Origin of the sequence: Colwellia chukchiensis (genome assembly GCF_002104455.1) — a bacterium.
GTDB classification, from domain to species: Bacteria; Pseudomonadota; Gammaproteobacteria; order Enterobacterales; family Alteromonadaceae; genus Cognaticolwellia; species Cognaticolwellia chukchiensis.
On the sequence record NZ_NBOC01000007.1, the window covers coordinates 97541 to 123232 of the forward strand.

The window sequence follows — 25692 nt, forward strand, 5'->3', positions numbered from 1 at the left end:
TAAAGAAATAATTAGGATTTAAAATGACAACACTTACCATTACGCGACCTGACGACTGGCATGTACATTTACGCGATGGCGCAGCACTGACCACTACCGTTGCCGATATTAGTCGTTATTTTGGTCGCGCGATAGTGATGCCAAACCTTGTACCACCGGTAACCAATGCTGCATTGGCCGAGCAATATCATCAGCGCATTATGGCCGCTAAGCCCAGTGCCCACTTTAAACCGCTGATGGTGCTCTATTTAACGGATCAAACCACAGCACAAGACATTACCGAAGCGAAAGCCTCGGGTTTGGTTTACGCGGCAAAGCTTTATCCAGCCGGTGCTACCACAAACTCATCATCTGGCGTTACGCATGTTGATAACATTGCAGAGGTGTTAGCCGCGATGGAAGCGGAGAATATGCCATTGTTAGTGCACGGTGAAGTCACGGATCACGATATTGATATTTTTGATCGCGAAGCCGTGTTTATTGACACCATCTTGCGCCCTTTGGTAGCCAAATACCCTAATCTGAACATTGTTCTAGAGCATATTACCACTAAACATGCCGTCGATTTTGTCATGCAAGCCAATGAAAATGTCGCAGCAACCATTACCGCCCATCACTTATTATTCAACCGTAACCACATGCTAGTGGGCGGTATACGACCACATTTTTATTGCCTGCCAATATTAAAGCGCAATATTCATCAACAAGCGTTAATTGCAGCGGCGACAAGTGGTAGCGAAAAGTTTTTCTTAGGCACTGACTCAGCGCCTCATGCGCAAGCTGCGAAAGAAGCCGCTTGTGGTTGTGCTGGAGCTTATACCGCACATGCCGCCATAGAATTATATGCTGAAGCGTTTGAGCAAGCAGGGGCGCTAGATAAACTAGAAGGCTTTGCGAGTTTGCATGGACCTAAGTTTTATAATTTACCGGCTAACGCTGAAAAAATCACCTTAACTAAAAATGCTTGGTCTGTGCCAGCAACCCTGGCGTTTGGCGACGATAACGTGGTGCCAATTCGCGCCAATGAAACGATAGCCTGGCAAGTGAAATAATAGGAGGGTGATTAAGAATGCAGTTATTTGTAAATGACTTAACCGTTATCGACTTTTCTTATTGTTGTGCTGAGCGCGGTATTGTTGGTGAAAGCTGGATTGTGGATGTTTTGCTTGACGGCAGTTTAAATGAAATGAGCATGGTGCTTGATTTCGCCGTGGTAAAAAAACAAATTAAAGCCATTATTGATGATGCGGTTGATCATAAATTATTATTACCTATGTTAAATCGTGCCATTAACGTGGAAAATTTAGCTAAGCGTATGGGGCATGAGTATGTTGACTTTAGCTCAAAGCAGGGCAGTTATTATTTGCAATCTCCAGCATCGGCATTTGCCAAAATTGCGAGTGATGAAATTACCATAGACGCAGTAACTACACATTTAAAAACCATTATTTTGGCGCAGTTACCGAAAAACGTACAAGGCTTAACGTTAAAGTTACGTCCGGAAAATATTGATGGTGCTTATTATCATTACACCCATGGTTTAAAATTGCATGATGGCAACTGTCAGCGCATTGCCCATGGCCATCGCTCGAAAATTCATATTTATAAAAATGGTCAACGCTCTAGCGCATTAGAAGATGTCTGGTGTTTACGTTGGCAAGATATTTACCTAGCCAGTGAGGCTGATCGGGTATCGCAAAGCGAAATAGAGCTGTCGGAAACTGCAATGGCAAATTTGACACCCGATCATCAATTTTTTGCCTACCATGCACCACAAGGGCGTTTTGATATTGCTGTTCCGAGTAATATTTTAGATGTTGTTGACTGCGACTCAACCGTCGAGCTTTTAGCCGACTTTATTGTTCGCCAATTGAAACAACAATCGCCTAATGACGAGTTTAAAGTGGTTGCCTTTGAAGGGGTGGCAAAAGGAGCGATTGCCCATGGCTAAACCAGTATTATTGTTGCACGTTATGTTGTTATTAGCGGCCTTAGTAGTAGCACCGCAGGCAATGGCTAAGCAAGGGCAAAGTGAGCAGTTTTTTCAGGGCGCATTAATTGTCGGCAAAACTGCCCCTGAAAACACAGTTACGCTTAACGGTAAAGCATTAAAGGTATCAAAATCAGGCGATTACGCCTTGGGCTTTAGTCGCGATGAAAAAAATAATAGTCGATTGGTGATCACGCGCCCAGATGGCACAAGCGAAACTAAAGTTTTAAAGCCACTCAAGCGAGAGTACAAAATACAGCGGGTTGAAGGCATAGCGAAAAAAATTATGAACCCTGATCCCGCTGCGCTGAAGCGGGTTAGACAAGACAATAAAAAGATCAAAGCGGCGCGTGAAATCGACAGTGATTTAACAGCCTTTGCCGGTGGTTTTATCCCACCTATTGATGGCGTTATTACCGGTGTTTATGGCAGTCAACGTTATTATAATGGTGTACCAAAAACACCGCATTATGGCTTAGACTACGCAGGTAAAACTGGCGACCCTGTGCAAGCGCCCGCTGATGGCGTGGTTTTAATGTATGAGCCTGATATGTTTTACTCCGGCGGCACTATGATCATAGATCACGGTCATGGCGTCAGTTCGACGTTTTTACATTTAAGCGCGGCTTACGTTAAGGTAGGAGACCAAGTTAAGCAAGGACAGTTAGTGGCGGCCGTTGGCGCTAGTGGTCGAGCAACGGGGCCGCATCTAGATTGGCGTATTAATTGGTTTAACACCCGCTTAGATCCGGCTTTAGTACTAAAGCTAAAACCTATACAGTGATAGTCACCTTAATAAGCACGAAGGCTATTAGCGTGCAAAGTTTTTGGTTGTTTTTATAAAGTAGTCTTCTATTTCTCTAACTGGCAATGGTTTACTAAAGAGATAGCCTTGAAATAAGTGGCCACCGTGTTGCTGTAACCAAGTTAATTGCTCCTGACGTTCTATGCCACCGGCGATTATCGTTAACTCTAATGTTTTAGCGATATCGATAATCGCTTTAGTAATAGCGGCTTCACAAACGTCAGTGGTAATATTTTCAAGCAGATTTTGATTTAACTTTAAGCTATCAATGTCGACCTTTCGTAAGTGGTTTAAGGACGAAAAACCCACACCAAACTCGTCAATCGCTAGCTTTATGCCGAGATCTTTTAGTTCTTTTAAAAGCGCCAAGGTTTTATCTGAAGGCTGGGAAAGGGTATTTTCATTAATGTCTAGCTCTAAACACTCAGCATTTAAACCCGAGGTATGAAGTGCATTGGCTATATTAGTGATAATACTGTCATCATCTAACTGTCGTTTTGATATATTAATGGTAACTTTAAGATGGCTTAAGCCCGCTTTTTGCCATTTTACCGCTTGTTGACAAGCGTTGTTAAGTACCCAATCATCGATTGCTAAAATAAAGTCTGTTTTCTCAGCAACGTCGATAAAATCATGCGCTAATACGAGCCCAGTTTTTGGGTCATTCCACCTTACCAGCGCTTCAACACCCACCAAGTGTTGCTTTGCTGCTTCAAGCTGTGGCTGATAGTAAAGTTCTAACTCGCCATTTTTTATAGCGTTTTTTAACCTGCTTTCAAAGGCACTTTTTTCTTCTAGGTAGTTATTGAGCGTATTTGAATAAAATTGAAATCCATTACGACCTAATTCTTTTGCTTTGTACATGGCGATATCAGCATGCTTTAGTAAGGTCGGCAAGTCTTGTCCGTCATCTGGAAAAATAGCGATACCAATACTACCTGCAACACGTAGCTTCTTTTCATCGATATAAATGGCTTGGCAAAGTTTGCTGTGAACTCGTCGGGCAATGTTTTCAAAGTCTTCCATATTTTTCAGACCACTGACAATCAGTGTAAATTCGTCACCGCCTAATCTGGAAACACTCATTTTTATTGGATCATAATGGGAAATAAAGTCAGATGACCTTAAGCAATCTTTGAGATTTTGCGCCACACTTTGCAATAATTTATCACCGACATCATGACCATAAGTGTCATTAACCGCCTTAAAGTCATCTAAGTCTATAAACATCAATACCGCTTTTTCATCTTCTCTTTCTGCGCGGGCTAAAGCCGTGTTTACTAATTGTTTAAAGCGCTCGCGATTGGGTAATCCGGTTAATACGTCAAAATAAGCTAAGTGCTGAACTTCTTTTTCAAAGCTTTTGCGTGCGGTAATATCTTGTATGGTGCCAAGCATTTTACAGGGATAGCCATTGGCATCCATGATGACTTTTGCTTGCTCATGAAATACTCGTTCTTGCGCATTGCTTAATTGAATACGGTACTCAACATCAAAAGGTTTTTTATAATAAATTGATTGGGTTATGGTTTCAGCAACAACGTACTTATCATCTGGGTGAAGCTTATTAAGTAAAAGAGAACGGTCGATATTTTGCGGTGCGTGTTGCAACTGTGCGAGTTGTTTCAGCTGCTCGGAAAAACGCAGCTGCATTGTCGCCAGATCCAATTCCCATGTGCCCATCAGGGCAATTTCTTGTGCATCTTTTAAGCTTTGTTCACTATTACGCAACTCTTTGAACAAACGGCCGGCTTTTAGGTAATAGCTGACTCTATGGCCCAATATCGGCCAATTAACCGGTTTAATGATAAAGTCGGTGGCATCGACATTAAAGGCTTTTTCTATGGATTTGTGATCATCCATGCCGGTGATCAAAACAATAGGTACATCTTTGCCATGAGCTAACGCGCGCATTTGTTGGCAAGCTTGAAAACCATCCATTTCTGGCATGTTTACATCCATTAACACTATGTCTATGGCGGTATTTTGAAAAATTTCGACAGCTTGTTTACCGTTTTCGGCCGATTTAACCCAATGACCTGCAGCTGATAAGGTCGACTCAAGCAGTAAGCGGTGGGCAATATCGTCATCCACCACCAGCGCCGTCATTTGTTGTTCGAATAAATTTTTATCAATCATCGGTTAACCCCTGTAGTTCAAGGTTTAGTGCTTTTTCGACGGTTTTATATTCTGCAGTTAATTCTAGCCATAATGTTTTGGCTTGCGGAAAGTTTTCTTGCTGTGTCTCTAACTGTTGACATAGTTTAGCCAGTGCTGTTGCACCTAAATTTGCGCTAGCAGATTTTAAAGAATGTGCGGTGCTATAAAGCTTGGCACTATCGTTCGCTAAAATAGCTTGCTCTAAGGTGTCAAGTAATTTAGGTGAGGTGTCTAGGTAGATAGTGATCACGCGTCGTAATATATTGGGTGTGCCCGGTTGATGTAAAGCCAAGATGTTATCGAGTGCTTTTTGTTGTAAAACTTGTTGCGTTTTTGTTTGCGCACTGTCGCTTATCTTAGCCTGATCATCGCTTACATTTTGCTTTGAGCTTGGTTGTAAATGTTGTTCAAGTTTATCGGCTTGGTGTTGTAAATTAGAGGTTTTTGTCAACCAGTGGCTTAGAACTTGCTCTAATCGCGTTCGTTCAAAAGGTTTACTAACGTAATCGTCCATACCAGCTTCTTGACAGAGTTCTTCGATACCTTGCTGCACATTCGCGGTTAACGCGACGCGTTCGTTCAAAAGGTTTACTAACGTAATCGTCCATACCAGCTTCTTGACAGAGTTCTTCGATACCTTGCTGCACATTCGCGGTTAACGCGATAATGGGCATATGGTGATTGCTTTGGCTCGTTTGCTCTAGCTGTCGGATCGCTTTTGTTGCTTCGATACCATCCATAACTGGCATATGACAATCCATTAAGATCAAGTCGAATTCGGCTTTATGGTACAGCATTAAGGCTTCTTGACCATGGTTTGCGACCTCTACGTTACAGCCCATAATTTCCAGTAGACCTTTTGCAACTTCTTGGTTTACTGGGTTATCTTCAACTAACAATATGGCGGCACCTTTTAAAGCACTGTTGGGAGTATTGTTAGTAGTTGTTGGCGTGTCTTTATTTTCACTGTACTCAATGACAGGGCTTTTTGCCAATGAAAGTGGTATTTCGCGCTCCAGTGTTTTTATGTTCGAGATATCTTGCCACGCAAGCTCACTGATCAAGCAGTCATAAAGTGCTTTTTGTTTCACAGGCTTTGTTAAGTAACGTTGAATACCGACGTTTTTTGCCCGACAAGCTTCTTCATCAAATGCTGCTGAGCTTAACATAATTAGTTTAGGCGTAATGATATCTGAGTCTTGCATTATAATATCGGCGACTTCTATACCATCCATGTTAGGCATATGCCAATCAAGAATAACTAGGTCAAACGCTTGCTGATGATGTTGCGCTTGCTTAATTTTCATGATGGCGCTCAAGCCATCTTTGGCTTGTTCAACATCCGTCTGCCAAGTTTTCAATTGATTAAGTAATATTTCACGGTTAATTTTGTTGTCATCAACCACTAAAATTCGTTTACCACTTAACGCTTTGGGAATAGGCCAAGCCAGATTATGCTCTTCAACATCGGGCAATGTTAAGTCAAAACTAAACGTTGAGCCTTGTTCTACTTCACTTTTGACCACCAGTTTGCCACCCATTAATTCAATAATTTGGTGGGTGATGGCTAGTCCTAATCCAGTGCCCCCATATCGGCGAGTTGTTGATCTGTCTGCTTGCGAGAACGCTTCAAAAATGTGTGCTTGTTGTGATTTTTCTATACCTATACCGGTATCAATAACACTGAAACTATAATGTGACTTTCCTTGCTCAGCAGCGGTTTTGCTCAATTTAACGACTATATTACCGGTTTGGGTAAACTTGATTGCGTTGCTGATCAGGTTTAATAGTACTTGTCGTAAGCGATTTTCGTCACCTTTGACTATGATATAAGGATCATTAGGTAATTGGATGTGTAGCTCAAGTCCTTTTGATTGCGCACTTTCAGCTAGCAGTTCCGCTACGTCTTCGAGTAATTTTCGTAAATCAAATTGATGGATATCTAACTCTAGTTTTCCGGCTTCAATTTTAGAGAAGTCCAAAATATCGTTGATAATCGACAACAATGAGTCACCTGATTTTAATATGGTTTCAGCAAAATGGTGTTGGCGAGCGCTTAATGATGAATTGAGTAGCAGCTCTGCCATGCCTAGTACGCCATTCATAGGTGTTCTGATCTCGTGGCTCATGGCGGCTAAAAACTCACTTTTTGCTTTGTTGGCGGTTTCGGCTAATTCTTTTGCCGCCTGCAGAGCTTGTGTTCTTTCAATGACTTTATTTTCTAGGTTTTCTTGGTGTTCTTTTACACTGCGATTTGAGCGTGCAAGTTGCTCAATCATATGGTTAAAGTTATGGGTTAACTCGCCAAGTTCGCCGTCATGTGATTTTAATAATGGCTTAGTTAATTCTCCGTATGCGACTTTTTTAGTGGCGGCGACAAACTCCGCGATAGGGCGGGTGATTTTTCGCGCCAAAATAAAGGTTAGGGTGATAGCAATGACAAATATCAATATGACAACTTTTAATACCGTAACAAGGGACTTTTGCTTTAATTGTTCCATTTGTGTGGTATTAACCATTAATCGCACATAACCTAGCAATTCGCTTGCCGCGTTATCACTAGGAAGAAAGTCATACTCGTTAAATAAGTTTGAACGAGATGATTTAACCGGCACCACAAACAGTATTTCTTGACCACTGTCGCTATAGACAGGCGTTGTCGTTGATGGCAGGCTTAGTTTAACAAATGCACGCTGTACGGGTAACGCTTCTGTGTACCAACGGTCAGTAATTATGGTGTCATCTTTGCGCACTAAGGCAAGGTAACTAATGGCTTTATCATCAATACTATTGAGGATGAGCTCTAAGGAGTCTTGGTCTTCTGAGTAAAGGGCAAACTCACTAAATTTTGCTAACATTTGGGCAATAGAGTCACCGTGATTGAGCAGCTCTTTTTTTCGGGTATTTTGTTCTAGACTTAGTAGTGCTGTAGTTAATGCAAATGCAGTTAAGGCTACCAAGATAATAACCACTAAGTTAAATTTTGTTGTTAATCCTATTGCCTTAATTTTTTGTTGAAACTGTTTAATTAACTTATTCACTGAAAAACCTCGCTAGCGCCGTTAATGATGTTGCTACTGAAGTCTATTTTCAGCTGTTCTGCGGTCTTTAAATTAAGCAAGTATTGCTCTGAAGTTGGATACTGTATGGCTATTGCTTTGGCTTTTTTTCCCGCCAGTATGTCTAGTGCTATAGTGCCGGATTGTTGGCCAAGTTGAAAATAGTCCCAATCTAACGCATAAATTGCACCCGCTTTAACCCAAGCACGAGACATACCGACAAATGGGAGTTTATTACGGTACGCAAATAACAAAATAGCTTTTGCAGTTTTGCCAGAATACACACTGTTATCGGGTATGCTTAAAATGCTGTCAGCTTCACGCCCTAAGCGTTTCAACGCGGCACTGAGCTCTGTTGGTGCATGTACAGCAACCGCGATAATTTTTAATGACATACTTTCGGCAGCGATCGTAAGTTCATCCACGAGTGCTTGACTGTTTTTTGGGTCATAGAGTACACCAATACGTTTAGCATCAGGCAAAATGCGCTGGTGCCATTGTAACTGCCGCTTACTTGGTACTTGGATAGCGATACCCGTGCTATTGTTGGCACTGGCGATTAAGTCGGTATTTAAAGTTAAAGTGGCAATAATATCCGCAGTTGCTGCTTGGTTACTGGCTTTTGTTTGAGTATGGTTAATGGCCTTACTCCCCAGTGCTAAAATAAGACGGGTATTACTCGCAATTGCGCTGTAATCAATATTTTCAACATAATTAACCTGTTGATTATTCTTGGCTAATACCGACTTGAATCCCGATACCAGCTGCTGATAAGCGGCAAGTTTGTTATTGTACACTAGGTTTATTATCGGCGGCTCTTGGGCGCTAGTTGGCATTATGGCAACACAGATCACAACAACTATTTTTATCACAGTTGTTAGCACATTTTTTATACTGATTTTCGAGTGCTTCATGCTTTAGTCATCCATTACCACGGTTAGCTGAGCTGTCTGTTGATTGTCATGCTTGGTTACTAGCATTTGGCTATATATCTAACAGGTAAGAAAAGCGTAAACGAAAAGTGCGACCATCTTGGGCAATTTGATCTTGTAGATGTTCTTCTGAGCCAGGAAAACTGTACTGCTCATCAAAGAGGTTATATATACCTATTGAAAGATCTAAGTTATTAACCACATTGGTATTTAGTAGGGTTAGGTTAGCCAGTATATAACTGTCGGTGTTATTTGCTTGGATGGTTTTCCGGCTACTTTCATATTGCATACTTAACGCGGCACTAAAACCAGCAATTAGGGTTGGCGAGGCAAGGTTAAATTTAACTTGTGTTTGCGGTACATTAGTTACCGTCATGGCGTTATTATCAAATTCACTGTTTTGGTAGCTATAACTTAGGCTCGTATTCCAGCCACTTTGCCAGTGCCCTTGTAGTTCGATTTCTACGCCTTTAGCTGTTATATCATCTTGGTTTTTAAATACTAACAAGTTATCTATAGAATCAGTGGTTAGGGTGATTAATTGCTCTATTTTATTTTGATACAGAGATGCCACTAAATTGAGGTTGGCGTTTAATTTTTGCTCTAATATTAACTCAAGACTATCTATGGTTTCTGGGCTTAATTGCGCTGGAGCTTTTTGTGTGACTTCATCATCATAATAAAGCTCGTAAACATTAGGAGCGCGGTAGGCCGTACCATAAATTAATTTCAATGTTGTATCTGTAATAGGGTTCCAAATGGCGGCAATGCGCGGCGTAGTACTGGTGTCTATTTCTGAGAAATAATCATGTCTGATACCGACATTAATCACTAAATTATCCTGCACTTGGATATTATCTTGCAAGTAAAGACCCCAAGTATAGCTAGTGGAATTAATATCAAGAAAGGTTTCGTAAATATCCCAACTGACGGATTTTTCTTTAATATTATTTCGATATTCACCACCTAGCGTAACACGGTGGTTTTCAAAGAGATCTTTAGTTACGGTAAGCTCAGAGCCCCACCATTGCCCATGAGAAATTTCTTGCCAATTAACAATATCAGATAAATCACCAGCGTCAGAATAATCATAAGCCCAATGCCCAGTATAGCGATATTCATCGTAGAATAATCTGGCATTAATATCAGCACCACTACTTAGCAAGGTTTGGTATTTTGCATCAAGAAATTTAGTTTGCTCCCAAGCTTTTGTGATCGGGCTGTTAAATACAGTGTCATAGGAGCCAGTAGGGTTAGTTTTCTGCTGTTTTTGATAACCGCCGCTCAGCGTTAAGCCGCCGTAAGAAATTTTAGCAAAAACGTTTTCATTTTTTTCATCATCTACATTGCGGGCATGGCCGTGATTGGTGCTCGGGTCATCAAATTCTTGATAATAAATATTATCATTGCCATCACTTTCATAAAGGCTAGCAGAGAGTAATAGCTCGACACCGTTATCAAAACGATCCCCATAACTAATGGTTGTGCTATGGGTGTTTTGGCTACCTGTGCTAGCTACGGCTTGAACACCTTGTATATCGCGGCCGCGTTTGGTCATGATATTGATAACAGCAAAAAAAGCGTTATTACCATATAAAGCAGAACCCGAGCCACGAACGACTTCTATACGGTCAATGATGTCGATATTCACGATCAAGCCGTTGTCGATTAACATGCCGCTGTATATGTTTTCATTGACACGATGACCATCAACTAACATTAATACGCGTGAGTTAAAATCACCCAAAACACCAAATCCGCGGGCGCCGATGTAACTGTAACTACGATCATAGGATGTTTGAAATCCGGGTAAGGTGTTCAATATATCAACCATAGAACGGTAACCATATTGTTGTATTTCTTTTGCCGTAATAATACTAATGCGGGCAGGGGCTTGCGTGACTTTTTGCGTAAATTTTGATGCTGTAAATACAGACTCTATATCAGAAAATAACAGTGCTTCATCATCAAAAGAAAAGTCTTGTTCATCAGCGTAAGCAACGACAGAGTGTGCCAATAACATTGATGTGCATACCGTTTTTATTGTTAATTTAGAGTTGCGATAAACCACGAAATAGCACCTTATATTTTAATAATGCAGCATGTTAGATTTATATTGCTGCTAATGGCTAAATTGGCATTTAACACACCGTTTTAGCTTATGTAATACAAGCCAAACTTTACAATAATTTGACTGATGACTCCAATAAAATTATTGCATTATATAAAGTTATATCAAACGGCGAGCTGTTTTATATTACTACCTTCAGTAAATATTTATAGGCAGTTGTTTGTATTGAAACCAAAGGAACACAATCGAAATCTATAAAAGTAGCACTCAGCTATTGACGGTTTTTAACGATTTTATTTTCACGAATACTGATCAGAGTTCGCTCAGATAACATTAAAAATACCACAGCAGAAAGCACTGCGGATGAGAACACCATACACATCACCACAATTTGATAGCGTGCTGCGATTAATGGTGATACGCCTGACAATATTTGTCCGGTCATCATACCGGGTAAGGATACTAAGCCAACGGCGAACAGGCCGTTAATTACTGGAATAGTCGCGGCATTTAAAGCGTGTTTACGCGCAACAGCATAAGGGATTTGATGTTCAATTTCTGAAAATAAACGTTCAGCACATAGACTAATACTATTCATGGCATTAGCGAATATCATGCCAGCCAATGGAATGATCACTTGCGGTTGATACCAAGGGCTGACTGACAAAGCCCCTTGGCTAATAATCAGTAACGTAAAGCCGCCACCAGACAAGATTGCCACAAAACCATATTTAAACAGCACAGTGCGATATTGGCTTTGTGTGCGTAGCGCTATCCAGCTAGAAATTGCAATCATGAGCAGTAAAATTGAGCTGATCAACCAAACATTGTCGGCATAAAAAATATAGCTAAGTACATAACCAATTAAGAGTAACTGTACTAGCATTCTTGCTAATGCATAACTTGCCTGGCTGAGACTTAACGACCAATAATATATAAAGCCAAGTGCGATAATTACCGGCATAAAAGCAACCACTAAATCGGTTATGCTGAGAATTTCTATGCTCGTATTCATGGTTTTGTGATCACCTTGTTGACGGCTAACTCATGGCGTTATTTTTTATTGCTTTGAGACTCATGGTTAATAATATCGTAACCTTCGTTAGCCTCTTGGCAATCTATTCGTTCATTTATACTAGGTTCATGCACAGGCACTTCGTCCATATAAACACCTTTCGTGCGCCATTTACCGGTTTGCCAACGATTAAAAGAAAAGAAGCCGCGTATGCATTCATCTATGCTCATGGCTAACCAAATGCCAACCAAGCCATAAGCAAAATGTAGGCCTAGCGCCCATGCCAAAGGCATAGCCACAAACCACATGATACTAAAGCCGACAATCGACACATAGCGCGCATCACCTGATGCTCGAAGTGATGCACCCACTATTAAGTTAAAACTGCGACCAAATTCACCTAATATAGCCACCCATAAAATCATTTTCCCCATGGCCCAAATATCCGTATTATCTGTAAAAATGGCAAATAATTGTTCAGAAAAAGCTAATAGTGTAAAAACAAAGATCATGGCACCCACCAAGCCTAGCTTTAATCCTTGCATTAATTGTTGGTGCGCGTCATCAAATCGTTTTGCGCCAATATAATGCGCTACTTTAATTTGCACCCCCGCACTCACAGCAAAGCCATAGAGCACAGCAGTAAATAATAAGTTAAAACTATAGATACGGGTCGCTAGGGCAATTTCACCCATAGTGACTATCATTACTGTCATTAAAATTTGCGTAAACTGCCATGACATCGGCTCCAACACTGATGGCATAGCAATTTTTAAAATCGGCGCACTGTTGTTTTTAAATTTTAGCCAGTTATTTGGTAAAGAGATTTTAAACTTTAAGTGTTTTTTGATGATCACTAAGGTAAAGCATAAACTTACTGCCCAAGCAGTTACCGAAGCAAGTGCAACGCCTTTTACACCTAATGCTGGAAAGCCAAATTTGCCATCTACCAATAGATAATTAAATACAATGTTGACGATAGTCATCACTAAGGTTGACCACATATTCCAGTTTGTTTTGCCTTGCGAGGTCAGCACAGCGGCAGCGGCAAAACGTAAGGCTAAAATCCATGTGCCCATGCCAATGGTGCTTAAATATATGCTAGCCATAATCGCCATGTCATCGCTTAAGCCCATCCATGTTGCAAAGGTTGGCGCAAAAATACACATTAATGCCGTCAGCAATAATCCGCCAATAAATAAGATAATAAAAAGCACGCCATAGGTGGTGGCAAGTTTGTGAAAATCACCCGCGCCTATACGCTGCGACGCAACACTGCTGCCACCTTGATGTAAGGTACTATAAAGCGCAAACGCGATGCCCAAAATAGGTAATATGGCGCCGACTGATGCTGCAGCAGTATCAGAAATTTGACTCAAAAACCACGCATCGGTGACGTTGATCATAAAGATGAAAAAAAGATCAATAAAAATCGGCCAAGTTAAACTTAATAGACTGCGATCAGCTACGGATTGGTTAGCTTTGGACACAATAGCTCCTGAAAAAAGGTAATGGCGTAGTATAACATTTGCAAGTGCGTAAAATGTTAACAAGCAATGTTACAAATCGTAATGAAAAACTTAATATTATTATATTTATTAGCTCGATTTGCTGTTAATTGCTGCTTTATTCAACATTTGATGAAAAAAAGCTAAAAAATTGCAAAATATAGCTAATTAGCGCTTTACAAAACATCGCACAGTATTTAATATTCGCCTCGTTCTGAAGCAGCAGTGCTTTTTGAATATCTGGTGAGATGGCTGAGTGGTCGAAAGCACCGGTCTTGAAAACCGGCAAGGGTTTGTAGCCCTTCTAGAGTTCAAATCTCTATCTCACCGCCATATATAGAAAAGCCCGTTAACCGAAAGGTTAGCGGGTTTTTTGCTTTTATAAGCTTCATATAGTTAAAAGGGTTTGTAGCGTTAAACCTATCCCAGAGTTCAAGGCTTTATCTCACTGCCATATTAAAAGGCAGCACAATGTGTAGCTCTTTCTCGTTTAAGCACTTTCGAATAAAATCACTATTTCATCTTTATTTTTATAAATTCGTCAAATAATGTAGTTTCTTTCAGTGCAGATTTTAGTCATAAAAAATGTGTTTTTTAAGTGATGACTATGCAGGCAATAACGTTAATAGTTCAGAATAGCCTTCAAAACGAGAATGTTTATTATGACTAACTCTTCTTGTTTTAGCGTTGGTAACATGATTTATTCAGCCTTAAAACATTTCAGAGATTATTTTATCGCAGTAAAATAGCAGGACTGGCTCCTGCTTCGCTGTATGAATGAATGAATGACTGAGCTATACCCCAAATTCGGTTAATAAATGCGCCGTTAAAAGCTAGTTTTTGGGATTATTATTTTTTTGCCGCTCGGCAAAGGCCTTAATATTAATATCGGCGACCTTTTCCCATGCTTCGTTAGGTACTAACGCTGACATGGCGTAATGGGCGATTTTCCATTTGCCGTCGTGGTTTATCAACACCCCTGTGCCGCGAAAGCGCCCCCACTTTTCAGAGACGGTGATTTCGTCGAACCACGCGATGTTTTGCTCGGGTGAAAAGTTGATGTGTCGCTCCACAGATTTATACGACCAGCCGGTACCGCCAGCAAAGCGTTCTGCTACGTACTTGTCTAGGGTTTCTGGGCGTGACCAACGCTCCCAATCATCCGTGCCCATAAAAACGCCTGTATTGGTGAATGAGCCAAGGTATGTGTCTAGATCAGTTTTGCTAGCGGCTTCATGTAAGCCATCGAGCACTTGATTAATGGCATTTTTGGCGGCTAGGCTCTTGCCTTGATCCGCGCCTTGATGAACGGCCTGACTGGCTTCGGATTTGCTCTGGCTGTTAGCTAACGCGCTGAACGAGCAGCCCATTAATGCTGTGAGAATTGATGCGGTAAATATTAACGGTGCGGCGTAGGTTTGTAGTCGATTAAATATCATGAATCACTCCAATTGAAGGTGGTGGTTTTATATAAATATTGTACTTTTCTCTCGTGCTAGTCTGCTTTTGACTTGTCTGCGAGATGAAGACTTAAGGCGATATTCAGGTAGCTACTTGAATTAATCGAACCTGAAAACTGGATAAGGATTGAACTAATTACCCACCTTGCGACCAGATCTTTTGACTAAAAACGATTTAAAAGCAATAAAGGTCGGCAGATGAATAAGTTAATAGATATATTTTGCGATGTCGATGATTTTTATCATCAATTTTTTCCCGTATGGGAAGCCAAGCTAATCGCTAACAGGTCTACAAAACAAAAGCGTAAGTTAGAGCAATTGAAAAAATTGTCGATAAAGATTATCTCACTGAAATTTTTAACCGCCGTTATTTTTATAATAAGGCGAAAGCTGAGTTTAATCGCAGTAAACGTACCCAGCAAAGTTTATCATTGCTAGTGTTTGACTTAGATAACTTTAAAAACGTTAACGATAAATTTGGTCACGGCGTTGGCGATCAGGTATTGAAGGCGTTTGCGAACCATGTTTCTGCTTTTTTGCGTGATTACGATACCTTTGCTCGCCTAGGTGGTGAAGAGTTTGCACTATTATTGCCCGCAACCAATGCAGACAATGCGTTTATTATTGCCGAGCGTATTCGCCAATCCACGCAGTTGTTATCTATTGACACAGATCAGGGACCCGTCAATATAACCACATCAGTAGGCTTAATTGAGGCAGATAGTCAAGGCGCAGATTTTGAAGCTGTGATGCACTTGGCCGATAAAAGCCTATACCAAGCCAAGCGAAATGGCCGCAATCAAACCGTTTGTTGGCAATAACTTTTAAAGCTCAATAGGGCTTGCTAACAAGATCATCAAAAAAATCGTTAGCAATAATGGTGTTAAAGATTCCTGCCTAACGGCTAAACAGGTACAATTGTCCGCTTTAACAATAACTTTGCTATTAATCGATATTTCTAGCGACTTGGAAATTTAACTTATGCGCCTTGCTATCACCCAGTTTGCTACGACATTAAATACCCAGCAAAACCTAGCGACTTGTATTCGCGTGATCAATAAAGCCGCTCAACATCAACCAACACTGATTGTGTTACCTGAATTTGCTAATACGGTGTCTTGGTTAAAAGATCAAAGACAGGCATGGCAGCAAGCATTGGAAATCGACGGTTATTTTTTGCAAGCCATTGCAGAGCAAGCACAACAACATAGTTGTTATATTGTTATTCATGTCACTTTGCGAGCAGGAAACATTGCGCAAGCGGATTTACAAAATCAGAGTGTCTGTGCCAGCGTTTGTTTGTTCTCACCACAAGGAGAGTTAATTTACCCAACCAATAATGCCCAACCTAGTGCCCATGACTTAGCCGTTTTTGCGATTAATCAGTCCGCAACAAACCGTGCAGGTAACACTCAGGTAAAGTTGGGTTTAATGCCTGGAGGGCGAGGACTAGCATTTAACGCAGCACAGGTGCTGAGTTTGCAAGGTGCACAGTTGCTGTGTTGCTCAAGTAGTGCTAACTCGCGTGAGCAAATTGCGTTATTTGAGCCGGCTAGGGCTTGGCAAAATCAAGTATTTGTTGCTACCTCTAACAAAATTGGTTGTTTAGCAGCGCAAAAAAGTCAACTAACAGACACTGAACAAGTTTTGTATAACAATGATGAAATAGCAGTACAAGGCTACGGTTATAGCCAAATAATTGCACCTAATGGTCAAGTGCTGGCGCAAATTGCCCATCGAGAAGAGGGCATAGCGTTTGCCGATATTGATGTTAGCCGTGCGGGCTTAACGCAATATAGACAAGTTAGCGAAAATATTGCTCTGCAATATGTAATACTTGACGCCGCGCACTTGAGCGCTGTGCCCGAAACGCTCAATGTGGCAATTTTTGCGACTTATAAATCTATGCAGCAAGCGATTGAAGATGTGTGTCATTATATTGAAAATAACCTCACTGATATCATTCAATTACCAGAGTTGTTTTTTTTAACCGATAAAAACATTGCTGCAGATAAAAATAATTTAGCCTCGTTAGCAGATATTAGTCATAGTGCTATTAGCCGCATCAGCGCAGTTTTGCGGCCGTTGCAGTACGTTTGTACCAGTTTGATCATTGAAGGTTATCACCAAGCGGTGTTGATCAGTGCTGATGGGCTGATAGCGAGTCAGTCTCAATTACAATATTGTCAACGTTATCCGTGGTCAGAACCGATAAACTCTTTAAATATTATTACGTTGCCTTTTGAGCAAGGCAGCATTAAGCTTGCCATGTTAACAGGTGATGATGCCATCAACCCTGAAATAGTGGCGATGGCAGCGAAAAGAGACATAGCATTATTGCTTGTGCCCTTTGATTTACAAACAGCACAAGAAAGCGACTTTAATTTGTTGGCAATTGGCGCTGAGCACAAGCTTTGTCTTATTGTGGCCAGCCGCGAGAAGTCCTTTATTAATGCAGCAGATAATGCAAGTGCAAAGGCAAACAAATCAACGGGTTTTATTGCTAATTTCGCCATAAATAAAACTAGTTTAACCCAGTTAACATCAGCGAGGTTTGCCAATTTTAACCGCAAAACATTAATCAAGCAGCAGCATGGAAAAATCACCAAAGCATTGGTATTCCCGGCTACAAAACAATAACTGTCATGGGTAGCTCGTTACAGTTTAGGCGGGCACAGTTTAAATGTCTTGTTTACAAGTAACCGATCAGTGTGTTCGTGACGACAAAATAAGCCTAAATTGGTGATGTGCTAATTTTACGCTAGCTTCAATAGTAACAAGTCGCAAATTAATACCAAGGTATAGGCTAGCAACTGCCTTGGCAGTCTTTGTTGGAAAAGGAGTAAAAATGTCCCCTAATCAAGCATTTCAACGAGCATTAATGCCAGATGCACAGTCAAGCAAGGCAGCAATACATGAATTTATTGCGTTAGCTCACGCTGTTGATGTTGCAGCCTTTATTGAAAGGTTAGAGCCAGTACAAGCTTTACAACACTTGCGCTCGCTTGATTTAGCAAAAAAAACCGCCGTTTTTGCTTATTTAGATTTGAGCAGTCAAGTGGCGTTTTCAAACTTATTGCCGCATGATGAACTCGCATCAGTTGCCTCATTAATGGCGTCTGACAAGCAGGTAGACTTATTTAATCAATTAGAGCCTGCCAAACAGCAGCAATTATTACAAGACTTAGGCGAAGAGCAACGCAACGACATTCGAAGGTTATCTGCTTACGCAGAGAAAACCGCGGGTGCCTTGATGTGTTGTGAATATGTTACCTTAGCTGCTAATTTGCGTGCCAAAGAAGCCATCGCACAATTACGCCAAGAAGCGCCAGAAAAAGAAACGATTTATCGCTCTTATATTATCGACAGTGACCGCAAGCTTATTGGCGCGCTGCGTTTACATACCTTAATTTTAGCCGCTGACGATAAGCCCATAATGGCGTTAATGGAAACAGATCCGGTAAAAGTTGGCCTCAATGATAGCCAAGAGGCTGTGGCGCACGTTATTAACCGATATGACTTAACCGCAGTACCTGTGGTTGATGAAAACGATCGACTGGTGGGTATTGTCACCCATGATGATGCCGCAGATGCGATGCAACAAGAAACTACAGAAGACTTTCACAAAACCGGCACGGTTGAACCCTTGATGCAAAGTGTTATGAAAGCCAGTATGCGGTTATTGTACAAAAAACGTATCGTTTGGCTGGCGCTGTTAATTTTTGGCAACCTGATTTCGGGCGCAGGACTTGCTTTATTTGAAGAAACTATTTTAGCTTATGTAGCGTTAGTATTTTTTCTACCATTATTAATTGATAGTAGCGGTAATGCGGGATCACAATCGGCAACCTTAATGGTGAGGGCAATGGCAACCGGAGATGTGGTATTAAGTGACTGGCGTAAGCTTATTTTACGAGAGTTAGCTATTGCCTTGGCACTAGGGCTTACCATGGCGGCATTAGTTTTTCCTGTTGGTTTAATGCGTGGCGGTACTGAAATAGCGACCGTGGTAGCTTTAACCATGATTTTGGTGGTGATGGTGGGGAGTATTGTCGGCTTGTCTTTGCCATTTTTACTGCATAAATTAAAGTTAGACCCAGCGACCGCCAGTGGCCCGCTAGTAACAACTATTGCAGATGCCGTTGGTGTGATCGTTTATTTTTCAATAGCGACTGCTTTACTAAATATTTAAGGTCAACAAAGGCATAAACCTTCAGGTTAAACATATGTTTTCAGCGGTCATTAGCAGGGAGTTTAAGGCCTCACCATGAGTCGATTAAAACAATACAGTGCTATAATCTTAACTTTTGCCTTTGTTGTTGTACTTACTTATTTACTTGTTGTGCGCATTCCAAATTCGGCGCAATTAAATGTCAATCAGAATGTTATTCAACAAGGTCATTTACCATGCTATAACAATTTAACAGCGACCAGCATTGACCTAAATGGCGCACTAGATGTTTTAGTTTGGAATATCTACAAGCAAAGTCGAGCAAATTGGCGACAAGCTCTTGAGCATTATAGCCAAACCAGTCAGTTGGTGTTATTGCAAGAAGTCAGCATGACAACAGCATTTAAAAATTATGTCAATCAGTCGTCTTGGTTTAGTAGTCATGTCGATGCATTTAGTGCCCTTGGGGTCAGTAGTGGGGTATTAACGCTATCCGTACAACCGCCATTGCGTGCTTGTGCGTATATTGCTAACGAACCTTGGATTTTATTACCTAAATCAGCAATATATTCTGTTTTTCGGTTGTCTGATCAACGCGAGTTAGTGGTAGTAAATTTGCACTCTGTTAATTTCAGCTTTGGTATTTTGGCATATAAACAACAAATAGCTTACTTAACTGCGGCATTAAAAAAACACCAAGGTCCGGTTATTTTTGCTGGCGATTTAAATACTTGGAGTGCTGAGCGCAATCAGCTTATTACACAAATGCTCAGCGAGTTAGCGTTAGTGGCAGTAAACTTTAGCCCAGATAAGCGAACCCAGTTTATGAGTGGCTTGGCATTAGATCATGTTTATTATCGTCAATTAACATTAGTTAGTGCGGCGGTGCCGTTAACAGATGCTTCTGATCACAGCCCGATGTTGGTGAAATTTCGCTTATAAATGGTGTAAATAAGTATAAGATTAAGCACTGAAAAGTATACAATGCATGCGCTAGGCTGTCTTGTTATTGTCGTCTACTAATCAACTTATCATTTTATAGTTGTTTGCAAGGAAATTAGAGTGTCGTCTCGTATTTATCATTTTATGCCGGGTTTACAAACCCTGTTTAATTATCGTCAGCGCTGGCTGGCGGCTGATGTTAAAGCTGCATTGTCAGTGGCTGCCGTGGCGTTACCTGTTGCCATTGCCTATGCGCAATTAACCGGTGTCAATGCCGCTGTTGGCTTATATTCGTGCGTGCTTCCGATGTTGGTTTATGCATTATTTGGTAGCTCAAAGCAGTTAATCGTAGGTCCTGATGCTGCAACCTGTGCCGTGATCGCCGCTGTCGTGACGCCATTAGCGGCAGGCGATACCATAAAGCATTGGCAACTTGTCATCACTATGACTGCCATGACGGGCTTTTGGTGTTTAATTGCCAGTAAATTTAAACTAGGCGTATTAGCCGACTTTTTATCTAAACCTATATTAATGGGATTATTAAATGGGGTCGCCATCACCATTATTGTCGGGCAAATTTCAAAAGTATTAGGTGTTACCTTTGACGAAAGGTACTTACTAGAGCGTTTAGCAGATGCACCTAGCTATATTACACAATCGCATTTGCCGACCCTTTTTATGGCGATATTTACAGCGTTTAGCTACTTGCTGATAAAACGCATAAAGCCTAGCTGGCCTAGCGCTATGTTTGCCATTACTTTTGCCGCCTTATTAGTGTGGGGCTTTAATTTAAATCAGTATCAAGTGACCACTATAGGTGTGGTTACGGGTGGCTTGCCTTTATTTCAAACCCCAGAATTTAATATTGGTATTGTTCGAGAGCTTGTAGTGCCCGCACTAAATTTAGCGATTGTTAGCTTTGTTAGCATGATGCTAACTGCGCGCAGTTTTGCGGCAAAAAACAGTTATGAAATTGACGCAGACAAAGAATTTAGAGCCTTAGGCATGGCTAATATCGCATCGGCGATTTCGCAAGGCTTTGCCGTTAGTGGTGCTGACTCGCGTACCGCAGTAAATGATGCTAATGGCGGCAAGACCCAACTGGTGTCTATTATCGCGGCTGCTATTATTGCTATTATTGCGATATTTTTTACAGCGCCCTTGGAGTATATTCCCAGTGCGGCGCTTGGTGTGGTGCTGATTATTGCATCGATTAGTTTGATCGACCTAAAAACACTTTGGCAGCTAAAATACAAAGATAAACAAGCATTTTATCTGGCATTAACCACCTTACTTGCGGTGTTATTTGTTGGCGTTATTCCTGGCATCACTATGGCGGTATTACTGGGCTTATTCCAGTTTATCCGCACGGTTATGCGACCGACAGATCAAATCTTAGGTGTCGACATAAATGGTGTAGTGCGAACCTTAGATACCAGTGATAAATCTAAAGCCGTGCAGGGTTTATTTATTTACCGTTTTAACTCACCACTGACCTATTTTAATGCCAGTTATTTTAAGCGACGTTTACTGACTGAGTACGCAAGACAAGATGATGATATTAAATGCGTAATTATTGATGCTGTGCCTTGTTTTACTCATTTAGACTTGAGTGTTATGGCAATGTTGGCCGATTTAGAGCTTATTTTTAGAAAGCGTAATGTGCGCTTAGAGTTAGCGGGTCGTAAACGACAATTGCTCGCGTGGTTTAAAGTGGTTGGTATTAAGTCAGGAAAAGAGGGCATTTATATTCATTCTGATTTGTATGTGGCATTAAATAAAAATAGTCATAACCAAGGCTTAAACATTGGGTTAGCAACAAGTACAGCGCCGCAATCAACCCAGGTTTAGCCCATATTCTCAGACCTACTAATAAATCGGGTTATACTGAGTTTTTTGATTGCTAAATTGGGCGCTGATGATAAAGCGTCTACGCTTAACCATAGACAGGTTGACAAATAAAATTTAAAGGCGCTTTTTTCATCGAGTCGCCAATTAACGGTTAGTTATTATTGCGCAGTTCCCGCTGCTTAACGCAGCTACTGCGATATTCAATAACATAGTTTGCGTTAGGAGAGTGTTTTTTGGCTCGCGTAAAATCTCGTATATCGTCTGTGTCGTTAAGCCAAGCAGAGGCACAAAAAACTTCGCTAGGGAGCGCGATAGCCCCCTTGGCAGCATTGCATCCACAACAAAGTGGTATTCGGTTATTGGCGAACGCTAAAGATGCGTTTGCCGCGCGCATGTTGTTGGCGCTAAGCGCAGAAAAAACGCTAGATTTACAGTATTACATTTGGCAAAAAGACATAACCGGTGCCTTATTGTTTGAAGCCTTAACGGCAGCCGCTAAACGTGGCGTTCGTGTGCGCTTGTTACTTGATGACAATGGTATTAATGGGCTTGATCAGGCGTTATCTGCGTTGAATCGATTGGATAATGTGCAAGTGCGCATTTTTAATCCCTTCAAGCAGCGGCGCTTTAAATGGCTAGGCTTTATTACAGATTTTTCCCGAGTTAACCGCCGTATGCATAACAAGTCATTTACGGTTGATAATAGTGTCACTGTTATTGGCGGTCGAAATATTGGTGATGACTACTTTGGCGCTGCGGGGGGGATCCTCAGACAAGATTTAGACTTAATGGCCATTGGTAGCGTTGTTGAACAAGTCTCAGTTGATTTTGATAAGTATTGGGCAAGTGCGTCAGCGTTTCCACTTGAAGATCTCCTGACTTGCACTGATACGGGTACCTATAGCACAGCCCATTACCTACCTGAGCAAATCACTAACCCAAAGCGAAAGCGCTACCTTGATGCATTGCAGCAATCATCGCTGGTTGAAACCCTATTGGCAAACCAATTGTCATTTGAATGGAAAACGGCCACCATGATCAGTGACGATCCCGCTAAAGCCCTAGGCCTTCATCGCAACGATACGCTGCTTTTTCATAAGTTAAGCGAAATTATTGGCCAACCGCAAAAGTCTATTTTATTGGTAACGCCTTACTTTGTACCAACAAAAGCTGGGGTCAAGGCATTTAGCCAGCTTGCAAGTAGTGGGGTAGCAATCAGTGTTTTAACTAACTCCATGCAAGCAACTGATGTTTTACCTGTACATGCTGGCTATGCCAAATACCGTAAGGCGTTACTAAAAGCCGGTGTAAAGTTATATGAATTACGCGCAGGGGTCGAGCAAATTGATGAAAACTTAAAGAAAATTGGGCCTTTTGGTAGTTCGGCGTCAAGTTTGCACGCCAAAACATTTGCCATTGATTCAAAGCGTTTATTTGTTGGCTCCTTTAACTTTGACCCACGTTCGATGCACTTAAATACCGAGTTAGGTTTTGTCATTGATAGCCCAGTGTTGGCATGCCAAGTAGAAAAAGAGTTTTATCAACAGGTAAGCCAAACGGCCTATCAACTAAGCTTAACCGATAAGCAAAAAATAACCTGGACTGAAACTAATGGTCTGGCAAAAACTATCCATAACACCGAACCCGGTATGACCCTGTTTTCTCGTGCAGCATTGGCGATATTGAATCTGCTACCTATCGACTGGCTATTGTGATGTATCCACTGGTCGTTAATTACCATAGTTGTTATTAAACGTAAGTGTTTCGCTGGCAAGATATCATGCTGGCAATTTTACTGTCTTACCTTAGTGTGCGTATGCCTTTTTCGAGCTATTTTGGCTCAGCCACTACGATTAAAAACTAGCTGTTCAGCTTATAGGTTGCCAGCGCATGTTAGCTCGCTCTCGCGCTTTGTTTGCCCCTAGTATTTTTTGTTTAGTCCATATTGACGATGAGAGAGTTGCTCGGTTATGAAAATCTGAGTTAAGTAATAAAAAAGCGAGCGTGCTTTGTTCAGCACGATACATGCGCTAACTCTTTAAAGGATAACTAACATGAGTATCTCATATAAAATAGATCTTACCGGTATTGCTGATGATTTTCTTACCCCTGAAGCTTGTCGCTTAATTGCAGCAGCAGAGGAGTTAGTGCCTGTGTTATTAGAACGTGCTCACGCTACTGATAGTGCAGGCAAAGTGCCTGATGAAACAGTAAAAGCCATGACGGATGCGGGCTTATTTCGTGTGTTACAACCTAAACGTTGGGGTGGCTATGAATTAGATCCCAGAGTCTTTTATATTATTCAAATGACCTTAGCGCAAGGCTGTATGTCTACTGCTTGGATTTACGGTGTTATTGGTGTGCATAACTGGCAAATTGGTCTATTTGATGAAAGAGCACAAACCGAAGTATTAGCAGAAAACCCAAAAATATTGATTGCTTCAACTTATATGCCGGTGGGGAAGGTTGAGCGTGTTGAGGGTGGTTTTAAGTTTTCAGGCCATTGGGGCTTTTCAAGCGGTGTTGAGCATTGTGAATGGATATTTTTAGGAGCTTTAGTACCCAAATCAGATAACAGCAACGAGCTAGAGCATAGAACATTCTTATTGCCTAAATCAGACTATACCATCGTTAAAAACTGGGATGTGCACGGTCTTCGTGGCACGGGTAGCCATGATATTGTGGTTGAGGATGTGTTTGTGCCTGAATATCGCACCCATCAAACTAATGACTATAGTGATCAAGCCTGTAAAGGTCGCGCGATCAACGATAACTGGTTATACCATATTCCTTTTATTCAAATTTTCCAGCGAGCGGTTTCAACAGCCTGTATAGGTGCATTAGATGGCGCAATCAGAGAGTTTCGTATCCGTTGTGCCGAGCATGTGGGTAAACATGGCGCTAAAACGGCAGAAGATGTTAATGCCCAAATGGCGGTAACCGATGCCATGATGACCAGTGATCAATTAAAATTAGTACTGTTTCGAAATTTTGCCGAAGTGGTTAAACACACGAAAAACGGTGCAATGATGCCGGTGAATGACCGTTTATTACAGCGCGCACAGTCTGCTGCTGTGCCTAAGCTAACCGCTGAAAGAGTTAATGATATATTGCGCGCGTGTGCAGGCTCTGGCCTATATCGTAGCAACCCAATTGAGCGCACATTTAGAGATATTCATCAAGCGCGTGGTCATGTTGCAAACAATGCCGACACTTATATGCGAGCACATGGCACCGTCATGCTAGGCTTACCTAACTCAGACCCGTTTGTTTAAGCTAAGGAGCTGCCATGTCACGTTACCAGCGCTGTACCTAAAGTTGCAGAGCCGGCAAGCGAAAATATTGAAGCTGCGCCTAACGCTAGCAAAGCAAGCCTTAATGTTGCCGTAGACGACGCACAACTGCCGGAGGCAACCATCGCACTTGAATTGGACGGAGAACATTTTGTTATTGCCTGTCAACCAGGGCAGACGGTACTTGATGCGGCAGAGGATATGGGCATTGAATTACCCTATTCATGTCGTGAAGGTATGTGTGCATCCTGTATGTGCGAAGTCATCGAAGGGCAAGTCAAACTTAATAATAATGATGTGCTTGATGACAAAGACTTAGCGAATAATCTAACCCTCAGCTGTCAAGCTGTGCCTTTGACAAGCGAGCTAAAACTAAAATATACCTAACTTTTTTTTCAGTAATTATCAGAGAAATTTTAGCTGTGCAGATGTTTG

Annotated in this window: 19 protein-coding genes, 1 tRNA gene and 1 pseudogene; 13 read left to right on the forward strand and 8 right to left on the reverse strand. The window is 41.4% G+C overall.

What is annotated here, in order from left to right:
* Positions 1 to 23: 23 nt before the first annotated feature.
* Genes pyrC through B6K83_RS09970 form a run of 3 tightly spaced genes read left to right on the forward strand, consistent with a single transcriptional unit; the run spans position 24 to position 2774 of the window.
* Positions 24 to 1052, forward strand: a complete 1029-nt coding sequence (gene pyrC, locus B6K83_RS09960) for a dihydroorotase (protein ID WP_085284774.1) — start codon at positions 24 to 26, stop codon at positions 1050 to 1052.
* A gap of 17 nt (positions 1053 to 1069) precedes the next feature.
* Positions 1070 to 1951 (forward strand): 6-carboxytetrahydropterin synthase, encoded by an 882-nt coding sequence (locus tag B6K83_RS09965; RefSeq protein ID WP_085284775.1) that lies wholly within the window; start codon positions 1070 to 1072, stop codon positions 1949 to 1951.
* Entirely contained in the window at positions 1944 to 2774 is an 831-nt protein-coding gene (locus B6K83_RS09970; RefSeq protein WP_085284776.1) for a M23 family metallopeptidase, read from the forward strand. Before B6K83_RS09965 ends, B6K83_RS09970 begins: the two co-directional genes overlap by 8 nt.
* 27 nt (positions 2775 to 2801) lie before the next feature.
* Here B6K83_RS09970 and B6K83_RS09975 read toward each other — a convergent pair whose 3' ends face one another.
* The 7 genes from B6K83_RS09975 to B6K83_RS10005 form a co-directional block, all read right to left on the reverse strand.
* Positions 2802 to 4934, reverse strand: a complete 2133-nt coding sequence (locus B6K83_RS09975) for an EAL domain-containing protein (RefSeq protein WP_085284777.1) — start codon at positions 4932 to 4934, stop codon at positions 2802 to 2804.
* Positions 4927 to 5469, reverse strand: coding sequence for an Hpt domain-containing protein (locus B6K83_RS09980; protein ID WP_158088337.1), 543 nt, complete (start codon positions 5467 to 5469; stop codon positions 4927 to 4929). Before B6K83_RS09980 ends, B6K83_RS09975 begins: the two co-directional genes overlap by 8 nt.
* A complete protein-coding gene (locus B6K83_RS09985) occupies positions 5453 to 7996 on the reverse strand; it encodes a response regulator (protein WP_085284779.1) in 2544 nt (847 codons plus the stop codon). The genes B6K83_RS09980 and B6K83_RS09985 overlap by 17 nt, the downstream gene beginning before the upstream one ends.
* Positions 7993 to 8928 (reverse strand): ABC transporter substrate-binding protein, encoded by a 936-nt coding sequence (locus B6K83_RS09990; protein WP_085284780.1) that lies wholly within the window; start codon positions 8926 to 8928, stop codon positions 7993 to 7995. Before B6K83_RS09990 ends, B6K83_RS09985 begins: the two co-directional genes overlap by 4 nt.
* Positions 8929 to 8998: 70 nt before the next feature.
* On the reverse strand, positions 8999 to 10969 hold the full coding sequence (locus B6K83_RS09995) for a TonB-dependent receptor plug domain-containing protein (protein WP_092251313.1): 1971 nt from the start codon (positions 10967 to 10969) through the stop codon (positions 8999 to 9001).
* A gap of 319 nt (positions 10970 to 11288) precedes the next feature.
* On the reverse strand, positions 11289 to 12032 hold the full coding sequence (locus B6K83_RS10000; protein ID WP_085284782.1) for an ABC transporter permease: 744 nt from the start codon (positions 12030 to 12032) through the stop codon (positions 11289 to 11291).
* Between the two features lie 38 nt (positions 12033 to 12070).
* Positions 12071 to 13522 carry an MATE family efflux transporter gene (locus tag B6K83_RS10005; protein ID WP_085284783.1) on the reverse strand — a complete coding sequence of 484 codons (1452 nt, stop codon included), beginning with the start codon at positions 13520 to 13522 and terminating at the stop codon, positions 12071 to 12073.
* A 260-nt stretch (positions 13523 to 13782) separates the two neighbouring features.
* On the opposite strand from B6K83_RS10005, the gene B6K83_RS10010 reads away from it, so the two are divergent.
* Positions 13783 to 13873, forward strand: a tRNA-Ser gene (locus B6K83_RS10010).
* Between the two features lie 500 nt (positions 13874 to 14373).
* On the opposite strand, the gene B6K83_RS10015 is transcribed toward B6K83_RS10010, so the two are convergent.
* The gene (locus B6K83_RS10015; RefSeq protein WP_085284784.1) at positions 14374 to 14979 is read right to left on the reverse strand and encodes a nuclear transport factor 2 family protein; all 606 of its coding nucleotides are present in this window, start codon (positions 14977 to 14979) and stop codon (positions 14374 to 14376) included.
* A gap of 219 nt (positions 14980 to 15198) precedes the next feature.
* Here B6K83_RS10015 and B6K83_RS18750 point away from each other — a divergent pair.
* The 9 genes and pseudogenes from B6K83_RS18750 to B6K83_RS10055 all read left to right on the forward strand — a co-directional run.
* Positions 15199 to 15309 (forward strand): annotated as a pseudogene (locus B6K83_RS18750) (IS982 family transposase); the annotation flags it as partial.
* A 17-nt stretch (positions 15310 to 15326) separates the two neighbouring features.
* On the forward strand, positions 15327 to 15821 hold the full coding sequence (locus tag B6K83_RS10020; RefSeq protein WP_269844013.1) for a GGDEF domain-containing protein: 495 nt from the start codon (positions 15327 to 15329) through the stop codon (positions 15819 to 15821).
* 160 nt (positions 15822 to 15981) lie between these two features.
* Positions 15982 to 17640, forward strand: coding sequence for a nitrilase-related carbon-nitrogen hydrolase (locus tag B6K83_RS10025; RefSeq protein WP_085284786.1), 1659 nt, complete (start codon positions 15982 to 15984; stop codon positions 17638 to 17640).
* 208 nt (positions 17641 to 17848) lie between these two features.
* Positions 17849 to 19192 (forward strand): magnesium transporter, encoded by a 1344-nt coding sequence (gene mgtE / locus B6K83_RS10030; protein ID WP_085284787.1) that lies wholly within the window; start codon positions 17849 to 17851, stop codon positions 19190 to 19192.
* 75 nt (positions 19193 to 19267) lie between these two features.
* Positions 19268 to 20113, forward strand: coding sequence for an endonuclease/exonuclease/phosphatase family protein (locus B6K83_RS10035; protein WP_085284788.1), 846 nt, complete (start codon positions 19268 to 19270; stop codon positions 20111 to 20113).
* 120 nt (positions 20114 to 20233) lie between these two features.
* Complete coding sequence (locus B6K83_RS10040; RefSeq protein ID WP_085284789.1) at positions 20234 to 21964, forward strand: SulP family inorganic anion transporter; 1731 nt, start codon at positions 20234 to 20236, stop codon at positions 21962 to 21964.
* Positions 21965 to 22197: 233 nt separating this feature from the next.
* Positions 22198 to 23679 (forward strand): phospholipase D family protein, encoded by a 1482-nt coding sequence (locus tag B6K83_RS10045; RefSeq protein ID WP_085284790.1) that lies wholly within the window; start codon positions 22198 to 22200, stop codon positions 23677 to 23679.
* 339 nt (positions 23680 to 24018) lie between these two features.
* A complete protein-coding gene (locus B6K83_RS10050) occupies positions 24019 to 25239 on the forward strand; it encodes an acyl-CoA dehydrogenase family protein (protein WP_085284791.1) in 1221 nt (406 codons plus the stop codon).
* A gap of 153 nt (positions 25240 to 25392) precedes the next feature.
* Complete coding sequence (locus B6K83_RS10055; RefSeq protein WP_233143911.1) at positions 25393 to 25644, forward strand: 2Fe-2S iron-sulfur cluster-binding protein; 252 nt, start codon at positions 25393 to 25395, stop codon at positions 25642 to 25644.
* Positions 25645 to 25692 lie beyond the last annotated feature (48 nt).